The organism is Quadrisphaera sp. INWT6, assembly GCF_015390235.1.
Classification (GTDB): domain Bacteria; phylum Actinomycetota; class Actinomycetes; order Actinomycetales; family Quadrisphaeraceae; genus Quadrisphaera.
In genome coordinates this window covers 454942-466882 of the sequence record NZ_VUOH01000005.1, presented here as the reverse complement: position 1 = coordinate 466882, position 11941 = coordinate 454942, and the positions used below count along the sequence as shown (strand labels likewise).

Below are 11941 nucleotides of genomic sequence, written 5' to 3'. Positions count from 1 at the left end.
CCGCATGACCGACGAACCGAACAAGGCGTCGGTGCAGGGTGGAGCGCCGATCGCTGCCATCGCGGCGGCGCTGCGCCAGCACCGCCAGCGCTCCGGCCTGACGATGGGCGACCTCGCCACCCGGGCCGGCGTCGCCAAGTCGACGCTGTCGCAGCTGGAGTCGGGCTCGGCCAACCCGAGCGTGGAGACGCTGTGGTCGCTGGCCACGGCGCTCGGGGTGCCGTTCTCCGCCCTGGTCGACCCGCCCGCCCCCGCAGTGCGCGTGCTGCGCGCCGGGGAGGGGCCGACGCTCGCCGCCGAGAGCGCCGCGTTCCGCGCGACCCTGCTCGCCGCGAGCACGCCGGGCGTCAGCTTCGACCTCTACCGCATCGCTGCGGAGCCCGGTGCACCTCGCGACTCCGAGCCCCACGCCACCGGCACGGTCGAGCACCTCGTCATCGCCACCGGCCGGGCGCTCGCGGGCATCGCCGACGACCCGGTGGAGCTGGGCCCGGGCGACTACGTCGCCTACCCCGCGGACCTGCCCCACACCTTCCACCCGCTGGAGCCGGGCACCACCGCGGTGATGGTCAGCCAGTACCGCTGACCACCACCGCTCCGGCGGTGACGCCCCCGGGCGGGTCAGGCGCCGCGCAGGTCCAGGGCCAGCGCGGAGGGACCGGCCTCGTCGAGCACGACCGGGATGCCCCAGTCCTGCTGGTAGAGGTGGCACGCGGCGAACTCGGGCACCTCCCCGGTGACCGGGTCCCCGTCGCACGCGGCGGCCTGCACCGAGACGTGCAGCACGCCCGTCGCGCCCGGCGCGAGGGCGGAGGGGTCGATGACGAGGTCGCGGGTGAGCCCCTCGGCGTCTCCGGCTCCCCCGCTCAGCAGGCCCTCCGGCGAGGAGGAGACGACCAGGCGCGTCGGGTCGCCCCAGCGGTGGTCGAGCTTCTGCCCGGTCGGCGGGGTGAACGCCACGCGCAGGGCCACGGGGCCGGGCGCCAGGGGTGTCGGCGGGCGCTTCACGCGCTGGGCCTCGCCGGCGAGCTTCGAGGCCGCGGCGGGCACCTGCAGCCGGGTGAGCCGCGACGCCGCGGACTCCACGACGGCGAAGGTGGCCGCGCGTCCGTCGTCGTCCAGCTCGACGGCCACCGCGGTGGGCTCGGCGAGGTCGCTGGCGAGGGTGGTCACCTCGTGCTCGAGGGGGTCGTAGCGGCGCAGCGCGCCGTTGTAGGTGTCGGCCACCACCACGGAGCCGTCGGGCAGCAGCGCGACGCCGAGGGGGTGCTGCAGGAGCGCCTGGCCGGCGTCGCCGTCGCGCAGGCCGAACTCGAAGAGCCCGGTGCCGACGACGGAGCCGACCTCGTACCCGGCCCCCGCGACCGGCAGGACGTTGGCCATGCGGTCGTCGTCGACGTCCTTCACCGCGCGGTCGACCTCCCCACCAGCAGCGTCACCGGAGCGCTCCAGCCAGCGCAGCGCCGACGTCTCGGAGTCCAGCACCCACAACCGCCGGCCGTCGGCGGAGGTCTCCAGCGCGCCGGTCTGGGCGAACCACGCCTGCTCGGCGGCGCCGTCGCGCAGCCCCTCGGCGGTGGTGCCGGCGAGCACGCGCACCACCCCGCCCGTGGCGTCGACGGCGCCGGCCGGGCCCGCCGGGGCCGGGTCGAGCGCCCACAGCTGGTGCACGCCGGCCATGGCGATGACGAGCTGGTCGTCGAACCAGGCGGTGTCGAGCGGGGTGGACAGGTCCTGCTCGAGCGCCGGTCCCCCGCCCTCGCGGCGGCGCAGCTGCCGGCCGGTGCCCGCCAGCGTCACGAGCGACAGGTCGGCCAGGCGCAGCCCGCGGACGGCGTGGTTGGTGGAGTCGGCGACGGCGACGTCCCACCCCACCCGCGCGGCGACGTCGGGCGGCAGCAGCGCGAGGCCCACCGGCTCGGACAGCCGCGACTGGTCGGGGCCGCCGTCCACGAGGCCGCGCTCGCCGGTGCCGATGCGGGCGCGCTCGGTCTCGAGGTCGTCGTCCAGGACCACGAGCTGGTGGTGGGCCGTGTCGGAGAGGAGGTAGCCGCCCGGCTGACCGTCGGCGCCGGCCGGGAGGCGCAGCAGCGCCGTGGGCAGCGCGAAGGCGGAGTCGGGGGCGGGCGGCGGGACGTAGGGGGCGTCGCCGCGGCGCAGCGTGCCCTTCGCCTCGTGCTCGGCGACGAGCTCGCGCAGCAGCACCCCGAGCCCGTGCGCGTGGCCCTCACCGCTCATCGAGGCGACGACGTAGCCCTCCGGGTCGATCACCGTGAGCGTCGGCCAGGCGCGCGCCGCGTAAGCCTGCCAGGTGGTGAGCTGCGGGTCGTCGAGGACGGGGTGGCGCACGTCCCAGCGCAGGACGGCGGCGTCGACGGCCTCGACGGTGCCCTCGTGGGCGAACTTCGGGGAGTGCACCCCGACGACGACGAGGACGTCGGCGAACTCGTGCTCCAGCTCGCGGAGCTCGTCGAGCACGTGCTGGCAGTTGACGCAGCAGCTGGTCCAGAAGTCGAGCAGCACGATGCGCCCGCGCAGGTCGGCCAGGGAGAGGTCGGCCCCGCCCGTGCCCACCCAGCGGCGGCCCACGAGCTCGGGGGCGCGGACCCGGGTGCGCTTCGGCGGGGTGGCCGAGGAGGCCGGCTGTCCGTGGTCACGGACGGATGAGGTCATGCGAGGGCTCCAGCGGGGGTGTTCGAGGTCAGACGAGGGCGGTGTCGTCGTCGCGGTGGACGGCGCCGAGGGCGTCGAGGGCGGTGTCGAGCACCTCGGCGACGGCGACCGAGTCGGTCATCGGCATGACGGGGCTCTCCACCAGCCCGGCGGCCAGGCACTCGTGGACGTGCTCGACCATGTGGACGTAGCCCCGGCCCGTCACGGGCAGCTCGACGACCTCGCTGGGCTCGTCGTCGCGGCCGACGCCCTCGGCCCACACCTGCAGGCGGGACGGCTTGTGCAGCGGCCCGGCCACCTCGATGCGGCCCTTCGTGCCGGTGATGGTGCCGGCACCACCGGCGTGCGCCAGCAGCGTGGAGCCCAGGCGCGCGGTGCGGCCTCCGCCCCAGTCGAGCAGCAGCGACGCCTCGGCGTCGACCCCGTTCTCGGAGAGCACGCCGACGGTGTGCACGGCCTGCGGGGAGCCGCCGAAGACGCCCTGCGCGAACGACACCGGGTAGACGCCGGTGTCGAGCAGGGTGCCCCCGCCCTGCTCGGGGTCCCACAGGCGGTGGGCGGGGTCGTGGGGGAGCGCGAAGCCGAGGTCTCCGGCCACCGACCGCACCTCGCCGATGACGCCGCTGGCGAGGACCTCGCGGAGCCGGACGTGGTTGGGCTGGAAGCGCGCCCAGAGGGCCTCCATGACGAAGACGCCGCGCTCGCGCGCCAGCTCCGCCAGGCCGCGGGTGGCCGCGGCGGTGCAGCCGACGGGCTTCTCCACGAGCACCGGCAGCCCCGCCTCGACGCACGCCCGGGCCAGCACGACGTGCTGCGCGTGCGGGGTGGCGATGTAGACGGCGTCGAGCCCCGTCTCGCCCGACCGGTCGGCACCGGCCTCGATCAGCTCGCGGTACGAGCCGTAGGACCGGGCGAAGCCGTGCTCGTGCGCGAACGCGGCCGCCCGCCCGGCGTCGCGGGAGGCGACGGCGGCGAGCTCCGCGCCCGGCACGAGCGCGATGTCACCGCTCACGGTGGCGGCGATGCTGCCGGTGGCGAGCACGCCCCAGCGGACGGTCGCGGTGCCCGTCCGGTCGGTCGGCTGGTCGGTCGTCGGCGTGCTCATCTGCTCGGTCAACCCAGCTCCTCGGGTGCGGTCCAGGGCCGGCCCAGCACGTGCTGGTCCAGGAAGGCGAAGACGGTGGCGTACCAGAGCCGGGCGTTGCCAGCCCCCAGCACCCAGTGCCCCTCGTCGGGGAAGAGCAGGAAGCGGTGCGGCGACCGCCCGTCGGGTGCGGTCGACCTGCTCAGCAGGTCGTACCAGAGGCGCAGCGCCTCGCCGACGGGCACGCGGTCGTCGTCGTCCCCGTGGATGACGAGGACGGGCGTGGTGATCGCGTCGGCGTGGTCGTGCGGGGAGTTGTCGCGCACCATCTCGGCGCTCATCTCCCGCGCCCACTCGGCGGGGAAGTCGGTGGTGCCCGAGAACTGGTCGAGCGCCCACAGCGAGGCGTGCGTGACGACGGCGCGGAACCTGTCGGTGTGCCCGGCCACCCAGTTGGCCATGTACCCGCCGAAGGAGCCGCCCATCGCGGCGGTGCGCTCGGCGTCGACGTCCTCGCGGGCGACCGCGGCGTCGGTGATGGTCATGAGGTCGGTGTAGGGCTCGGCGCCCCATCGCCCCAGCCCGCGCCGGACGAAGTCGAGGCCGTACCCCGTGGACAGGGCCGGGTCGGGCAGGAGGACGGCGTACCCGCGGGCCGCGGCCAGCCACGGGTTCCAGCGCCAGCTCCAGGCGTTCCAGCTGCTCAGCGGGCCGCCGTAGATCCACAGCAGCAGCGGGGCGGGGCTGTCCGGGCCGGCGCCCCCGGGCAGGGCGAGCCAGGCGCGCAGCGGGCTGCCGTCCTCCGCGGTGGCGGTGACCTCGGTGAGGGTGCCCGGCAGCTCGGGGCCGGCCTGCTCCCACGCGCCCAGGGCGTGCGCGGGCGCCCGCAGCGGCTCGGGCGCGCCGCCGGCGGCGGGGATGCGCACCGGGGCCGGCGGGGAGCCCACGGTCGAGCGCAGGGCGTAGACCCAGGCGCCGTCGGGCGAGGGGACGACGTCGGAGTACGCGCCGTCGTCGGGCGTGAGCCGCTTGACCGCGTCGGCACCAGCGCCGTCGGCACCCAGGCGGAAGACGGGGCAGCGCCCGCCGTCGTCGGCGGTGAGGAGCAGCGAGGCGCCGTCGGGGGCCCACGCCAGCGACGCCGGCCAGCGGTCCCACCCGGCGGCGAGCACGGTGCTCTCCCCGGTGGTGGGGTCGACGACGACCACGTCGACGTCCATCGACTGCGATGGCGTCGCGCGCCTCCACCGCACGCACGCCACCCGGGTGCCCGTGGGCGCCGCGACCGGCGAGGTGTGGTCGAAGTCGGGGTCGTCGAGGAGCGTGCGCCGCTCGCCGGTGGCCACGTCGACGGCCACGAGGGCCACCCGGTGGTCGGCGCGGGGCTCGGCGACGTTCCACTGGGTGACGGCGGTGGAGCCGTCGGCGGTGAGGGTCCACGACGGGTCGTCGGGCAGGGCGCCGCCGACGTGCCCGGTGAGGTCGCGCAGGACCACCCGGTCGGCGCCGGAGCCGGCGGCGCCCCCGGTGCCCGCAAGCACGTCCTCGAGACCACCACCCGTGCTCACCAGCAGGCGCGGGCGGTCGGGGCCGAGGTCGTGGTCCCAGTCGCGCACCGGGCTCGCCTCGTGCAGCACGCCGGTGGTGCGGGTGTCCTTGCGCAGGGCCCGCAGGCGCGCGTCGTCGACGGCGTCGGTGGCGGAGGGCAGCGTCGGGCTGCCGAGCAGCACGGTGCCGGCCTCGCGGGCGACCACGACGCCGTCGACCCCGCCGGGCCGGGTGGCGACCACGCGGGCCTCCCCGCCCCCGGCGGGCAGGCACCACAGGGCGGCGGGGGCGTCGTCGCCCCCCTCGCCCTCGACGGCTGCCGGGTCGGGTCGGGAGGAGGTGAAGAGCAGGTCACCGGCGGGGGTGAACACCGCGGAGGACTCGCCCCGCGCGCCGCGGGTGAGCCGCCGGGCGGCCCGCTCGCCCGCCGGGTCGACCTCCCACAGCGACGTCGTCGAGCCGCCACCGCGCTGGTCGAGCAGGGAGACCGCCGTGACGAGCCGGGTGCCGTCGGGCGACAGGGCGAGGCCGGACGTGCGGGGCAGGCGCGTGAACGCCGTCAGGTCGTGGAAGGGACCGGTCACTGCTCCTGCCTACCAGCACCCGACCCACCGGTGCCCGAGCGGGCGGCGAGCATCGCGTTGTAGGCGGCGAGCTCGGCGTCGCCGTCGCGGTCGGCGGCGCGGTCGCGGCGCTTCTGCTCCTTCTCGTCGCTGCGCGACCACTGCACCGCCAGCACGACGACGAGCAGCAGGGTGGGCAGCTCGCCGATGCCCCAGGCGATGCCGCCGCCGGTGCGCTGGTCGGCGAGGGCGTCGACGCCGAGGCCGAGGCGCGAGAACCAGTCGGCGGCGAGCAGCTCGTTGCCGGTGGTCAGGGAGACGCCGAAGAAGGCGTGGAAGGCCATCGTGGCCAGCAGCAGCACCAGGCGGAGCGCGTACGGGGTCTTCCACTCGCTCGGGTCGACGCCGATCACCGCGGAGGCGAAGAGGTACCCGGTGAGCAGGAAGTGCACCTCCATCAGCTCGTGGCCGAGGTGCGTGGAGAGCGCCAGCCCGAACAGCGGCGAGAAGTAGAAGACGATGACGCTGCCGGCGAAGAGGACGGCGGCGACGACCGGGTTGGTGATGGACCTCGCCCAGCGGGAGTGGACCAGGACCGTGAGCCACTCCCGCGGGCCGCGGCTGCCGTCGCGGCGCTTGGGCAGGGTGCGCAGCGCGAGCGTGATGGGCGCTCCCGCGACGAGCAGCGGCGGCACCACCATCATGATCGTCATGTGCGCCACCATGTGGGCGCTGAACAGCAGGTCGATGTAGGCCTGGGGCCCGAACGAGGTCACCCACGCGAGCACCGCGCACCCGGCGAACCAGGCGATCGAGCGGCCGACGGGCCACCGGTCACCGCGGGCCCGCAGTCGCTGCAGACCGGCGGCGTAGGCGACCACGAGCGCACCGGCCGCCACGAGCCACAGCAGGTCGGGGGCGGGCTGCAGGAGCAGCCGCGGCAGCGTGGCGGGCAGCGGCGGCACGACGTCGCTGGTGAGCTGCGCCGCGAGGGTGCGGGGGCCGTCGCCGGCGGCCGAGGCCGGAGGGCCGGTGCGCACGAGGGCGACGGCGACGCCGATGACCGCCGCCATGAGGACCACCTCGCCGGTGACGAGGCGCCAGAACGGTCGCTGCGCGGTGGCGCGCCCGGCCGTGCCGGAGCCGACGGAGCCGCCGCGCCCGCCGGCGCCGCGGGCGTCCAGGGCGGCCAGGGCGTGGCGCCGGTGGGCCCAGCCGGCGGCGCCGAGGGCGACCGTCGCCGCGGTCTTGACCCCGAGCAGCGCGCCGTACGGGCTCACCAGGCCGCTCGCCGTGGCGCCGACCTGCACCCAGCCGTTGGCGAGCCCGGAGACGACCACCAGCACGAAGGACCCGAGCGCGAGGGCGGAGTAGCGGCGGGCGATGACGGCGAGCCGGTCTCCCAGCTGCGGTCCCACGACGGCCAGGGCCACCAGACCGCCGGCCCAGGCGCCCACGCCCAGCACGTGCAGCCACCACCCGGACACGGCGGTGTGGTGGCCGCCCTCGGCGCTGCCGTGGCTGCCGAGGGCGATGGGCACCAGCGACGCGGCCACCAGCAGCGCTGCGGCGCCCGCCCCGCTGGCGGAGGTGATGCCGAGGCACACGACGGTGCCGGCGAGCACCGCGAGCACCGCGGCGCTGAGCAGCACCTGGCCCGGGGTGACCTCGGTGAGGAAGTACACGATCTGGCTGCCCAGGTCGGGGGCGGTGAGCGGGGTGCCGGCGATGTCGGCGAACGACAGGACGGGCTGGACGACGGCGGCGAGGACCCACGCGACGGCGGCTCCGGCGGCGAGGCGGGCGGCGGTGCGCCACGCGGCCGTGTCGGGGACGAGCGCGAAGGCCATCAGCAGGAGCGTGCCGAGCACCACGGAGACGGCCAGGTCACCGGCGGTGCGGACGACGGGCAGGCCCCAGCGCACCAGCGCCCCCGCGTCGCCCAGGACGCCCGGGACCGCCGCTCCGGTGGCGACCATGCTCACGACCAGGGCGAGGAGCGCCACGGGCACGCCCAGCACCAGGGCGAGCCCGGCGGGCGACCGGGTGGGGCCCGCGCTCGGCGGACGTCCCGCACCCGACCGCCCTGCGCCCGGCGCACGACCCGACGCCTGCTGCTGCACCACCACCCGAGAAGGGTAGGTCTCGCCGACGGCAGCCCCACCCGTTCCGAGAACCGGAGTAAGGCAAGCCTTGCCTGATCTAGCGCCACGGCCCCACACTGGCGCCCATGACCGCCTCCCCCACCTCCCCGGCCCTGCTCCCCGCGGCCGTCAGCGCCCGGACCATCGCGGCGGGCAGCGGCGTCGCCACCCTCGCGGTCGCGGGCTGGCGCAGCACCGGGGTGCTGCACGGCTGCGACGACCTGGGTCGCCTGGTGCTGCTGCTCCCGCCCGACGCGGTGCTGCCCGACCTGCCGCCGACCGGCCCGCCCGCGGGCACGACCGTGCTGGAGGTCGAGCGGAGCGCCGCCCTGCCCGACGCGACCGTGCCCCTGACCAGCATCCAGGCCTGGGTGGAGCTGGAGGAGGTGCCGCCGAGCGAGCGCGCCGACGCCCTCGAGCTGCTGGCCTCCTGCCACAGCCTGGCCGGGGCGCTGCGCAGCTGGCGCGGTCGGCGGCTGCTGCGCGGCACCGTGCTGCACGCCCACTGCCACCGCGCCCCGCGGTGCGAGGAGGTCGACGGCGCCGACTTCACCGCCGCGCGACCCGACGCCGTGGCCCCCTGGGAGGCGGACGCCCTCGAGCGCGTCCGGCTCGAGCTCCGCGAGGAGCTGCTGTCCGGGCTGCGCCGCTGCGGCTCCTCGGGGCGCTCGGCGCTGGTGCTGGACGGCCCGGCGTGGCGCGGCACCGGCGACCTCGCCGACGCGCTGCCCATCGCCGTCGACGAGCGCGGCATCACGGTGCTCGGCGTCCTGTCCGACGGCGACCGGCTCCACCTGCGGCTGCCGTTCGGCGCCGTCCCTGCCGACGTCGAGGACGTGCTCGACCTCACGGCGACGGCCCTGCACGAGGCGGTCGCCGCAGCCGCCTGACCGACCGGACGTGGCGCTCCGTCGCTTGATCGTCGCCGGGGTTCGACCCCACCCCGGCGACGATCATGCAGGTCCGCGCCACCTGGCGACGCGGACCGGGGCCTCAGAGGCGGCGGTCGGCCAGCACGGGGAACCGCTCGCGGCAGGAGGCCACCTCGTCGAGGTCGACGTCGACCGACAGGACCTCCTCGCCGGCACCGGCCTCGGCGAGGTCCTCGCCCCACGGGGAGACGACGGCGCTGTGCCCGGCCATCTCCGTGCCGGCGTGCGTGCCTGCGGTGCCGACGGCCACGAGGACCACCTGGTCCTCCACGGCCCGGGCGCGGGTCAGCAGCCGCCAGTGCGCGAGGCGCGCCGCCGGCCAGGCCGCGGGCAGCAGCACCAGCTCGGCGCCGAGGTCGACCTGGCGGCGGAACAGCTCGGGGAAGCGCACGTCGTAGCAGGTGGCGAGCCCGGTCCTGGTGGTCCCACCCGCTGCGTCGAGCGGCAGGTCGACGACGACGACGTCCTCGCCGGCCTCCATGAGCTGGGGCTCCCCGACGCCGAAGCCGAAGCGGTGCACCTTGCGGTAGGCGGCGGCCACCGCGCCGTCGCGCCCGAGCACCACCGACGTGTTCCAGAGGTGGCGGCCCTGCGGACCGGGCTCGGCCGTCCGCTCGACCAGCGACCCGGCGTGCACCACGGCGCCGGCGGCGCGCGCGGCGTCGGCTAGGGCTCGCAGCACCGGGCTGTCGTCCAGGGGCTCGGCGCGCTGCTCCCACTCCCGGTAGCTGAAGCCGCCCGGGGCCCACAGCTCGGGCAGGACGACGAGGTCGGCCCCGCGCTGCTCCGCCACGAGCGCCGCGACGCGCTCGACGCGGGCGGCCACCGGCTCGTCGTCGCCGTAGCCGACCTGGAGCACGCGCACGTTCACCGACCTGGACACGGCTGGCACCCTAGGCGCCGTGAGCGCACCCGTCCTCCTCCTCAACGGCCCCAACCTCGGGCGCCTCGGGCTGCGGGAGCCCGACGTCTACGGCTCGACCACGCTGGCCGAGATCGAGACCGCCTGCACGGCGCTCGCCGGTGAGCTGGGGCTCGACCTCGCGTGCCGCCAGACCGACCACGAGGGCGAGATGATCGGCTGGGTCCACGAGGCCGCCGACCTCGGCGCCGGCGTGGTGCTCAACCCGGCCGGGTGGACCCACACGTCGGTGGCCCTGCGCGACGCGTGCGCGCAGCTCACCGCGCCGCTGGTGGAGGTGCACCTGAGCAACGTGCACGCCCGAGAGCCGTTCCGGGCGCACTCCTACATCTCACCGGTGGCGGCAGCCGTCGTCGCCGGGATGGGTCCCGAGGGCTACCTGGCCGCGCTGCGCTACCTCGCCGGGCGCCTCACCACGAGCTGACGCCCCCTCCTCCGCAGCCGGGCGCCTCACTGCGGTTCCCGACCCTCTCGGAACCGCAGCCAGGCGCCTCACTGCGGTTCCCGGCCCCTCCGGAACCGCAGCCGGGCGCCTCACTGCGGTTCCCGACCCTCTCGGGACCGCAGCCAGGCGCCTGGCTGCGGTCCGGGGAGGGGTCAGGCCCAGCGCAGGGCGGTGTCGGGGCGCTCCAGGACCCGGGCGACGTCGGCGAGGAACTTCGAGCCGAGGTCGCCGTCGACGAGGCGGTGGTCGAAGGACACCGACAGGTCGACGACGTCGCGCGGGCGGACCTTCCCCTTGTGCACCCAGGGCTTCTTCTTGACCTGGCCCACGCAGAGGATCGCGGCCTCGCCCGGGTTGAGGATCGGCGTGCCGGAGTCGACGCCGAACACGCCGATGTTGGTGATCGAGATCGAGCTGCCCGACAGGTCCGCCGGCGACGACCTGCCCGACCGCGCCGTCTGCACGAGGTCGCCGAGGGCGTGCGCGAGGTCCTTGAGGGACATCGTGTGCGCGTCCTTGATGCTCGGGACGATGAGCCCGCGCGGCGCGGCGACGGCGATCCCCAGGTTCACGTAGTGCTTGACCACGATCTCCTGGGCGAGCTCGTCCCAGCTGGCGTTGATGCCGGGGTGGCGGGCGGCGGCCAGGCAGACCGCGCGCGCCACGAGCAGCAGCGGGGAGACGTGGACGTCGCGGAACTCCCGCTCGCCGCGGATGCGCTCGAGCATCTTCATCGACCGCGTCACGTCGACGGTCACGAAGGCCGTGGCGTGCGGGGCCGTGAACGCGCTGGCCACCATCTGGCGGGCGGTGGCGCGGCGCACCCCGCGCACGGGGATCCGGGTCTCGCGGGGCTGGGCGGGGACCATCGGCACCCCGCCGACCAGCACGTCGTCACCGGCCGGGGGCTCGGTGACCGAGGCGCCCGCGCCCGGGCCGGCGCCGTGGCGCGGCGGGGGCGGTGAGCTGAGGTCGACGCGGGCGTCGACGAAGGCGCGGACGTCGTCGCGGGTGACCACGCCGCCGTCGCCGGAGGCGGGCACGCGGGTGAGGTCGACGCCCAGGTCGCGGGCGAGGGCCCGCACCGGGGGGCTGGCCAGGGGGCGGCCCGTCTCCTGGGAGGGGACCCGCGAGGGCGCGGCGGGGGCAGCAGCCGCGGGGGCGCCGTTCCGGGCGGACGCCGCGACGGTGCGGCGGCGGCGGGCGGGGTGCCCGGCGGTCGCGGGCCGCACGCCGTACCCGACCAGGACGGCCTCGCGCTCGGCCTCCTGCTCGTGCTCGACGGCGGAGACGGCGCCGCCCTCGCGGCCGGAGCCGCCCTGGCCGGTGGGGGCGACGGGCGCCGGGCGGTGCGGGTGGTCGGCCTCGACGGAGGGGGCGGTGGTCTGCACCGCGATGAGCGGGGTGCCGACGTCGACGGTGGTGCCCTCCGGCACCAGGAGCGACACGACGGTGCCGGAGAACGGCGTGGGCAGCTCGACCACCGACTTGGCGGTCTCGACCTCGACGACGGGATCGCCGTCGGTGACGACGTCGCCCACGGCGACGCGCCAGGTGACGACCTCGGCCTCGGTGAGGCCCTCGCCGACGTCGGGGAGCAGGAACTGCTGGGTGCTCACGGTCTCCTCCT

At 76.6% G+C, this 11941-nt stretch carries 9 protein-coding genes; 3 read left to right on the top strand and 6 right to left on the bottom strand.

Annotation, left to right across the window (positions count from 1 at the left end; genetic code table 11):
• Window positions 1–4 precede the first annotated feature (4 nt).
• Entirely contained in the window at window positions 5–586 is a 582-nt protein-coding gene (locus F1641_RS17095) for a helix-turn-helix domain-containing protein (protein ID WP_194907491.1), read from the top strand.
• Window positions 587–621: 35 nt separating this feature from the next.
• Here F1641_RS17095 and F1641_RS17090 read toward each other — a convergent pair whose 3' ends face one another.
• The 4 genes from F1641_RS17090 to F1641_RS17075 are packed head-to-tail and all read right to left on the bottom strand — an operon-like array spanning window position 622 to window position 7997.
• Entirely contained in the window at window positions 622–2673 is a 2052-nt protein-coding gene (locus F1641_RS17090) for an NHL domain-containing thioredoxin family protein (RefSeq protein ID WP_194907489.1), read from the bottom strand.
• Window positions 2674–2701: 28 nt separating this feature from the next.
• Window positions 2702–3790, bottom strand: coding sequence for a Gfo/Idh/MocA family protein (locus tag F1641_RS17085; RefSeq protein WP_206691345.1), 1089 nt, complete (start codon window positions 3788–3790; stop codon window positions 2702–2704).
• Complete coding sequence (locus F1641_RS23475; protein WP_194907487.1) at window positions 3787–5889, bottom strand: alpha/beta fold hydrolase; 2103 nt, start codon at window positions 5887–5889, stop codon at window positions 3787–3789. The genes F1641_RS17085 and F1641_RS23475 overlap by 4 nt, the downstream gene beginning before the upstream one ends.
• The gene (locus F1641_RS17075; protein ID WP_206691344.1) at window positions 5886–7997 is read right to left on the bottom strand and encodes a cytochrome c oxidase assembly protein; all 2112 of its coding nucleotides are present in this window, start codon (window positions 7995–7997) and stop codon (window positions 5886–5888) included. The genes F1641_RS23475 and F1641_RS17075 overlap by 4 nt, the downstream gene beginning before the upstream one ends.
• Before the next feature lie 101 nt (window positions 7998–8098).
• Here F1641_RS17075 and F1641_RS17070 point away from each other — a divergent pair, with 101 nt between their 5' ends.
• Window positions 8099–8902 (top strand): hypothetical protein, encoded by an 804-nt coding sequence (locus F1641_RS17070; RefSeq protein ID WP_194907483.1) that lies wholly within the window; start codon window positions 8099–8101, stop codon window positions 8900–8902.
• Window positions 8903–9005: 103 nt separating this feature from the next.
• On the opposite strand, the gene F1641_RS17065 is transcribed toward F1641_RS17070, so the two are convergent.
• Window positions 9006–9815, bottom strand: a complete 810-nt coding sequence (locus F1641_RS17065; RefSeq protein ID WP_194907634.1) for a nitrilase-related carbon-nitrogen hydrolase — start codon at window positions 9813–9815, stop codon at window positions 9006–9008.
• A 31-nt stretch (window positions 9816–9846) separates the two neighbouring features.
• Here F1641_RS17065 and aroQ point away from each other — a divergent pair, with 31 nt between their 5' ends.
• Window positions 9847–10290 carry a type II 3-dehydroquinate dehydratase gene (gene aroQ, locus F1641_RS17060; RefSeq protein ID WP_194907482.1) on the top strand — a complete coding sequence of 148 codons (444 nt, stop codon included), beginning with the start codon at window positions 9847–9849 and terminating at the stop codon, window positions 10288–10290.
• Between the two features lie 173 nt (window positions 10291–10463).
• On the opposite strand, the gene F1641_RS22580 is transcribed toward aroQ, so the two are convergent.
• Window positions 10464–11930, bottom strand: coding sequence for a dihydrolipoamide acetyltransferase family protein (locus tag F1641_RS22580; protein WP_194907480.1), 1467 nt, complete (start codon window positions 11928–11930; stop codon window positions 10464–10466).
• Between the last annotated feature and the right edge of the window lie 11 nt (window positions 11931–11941).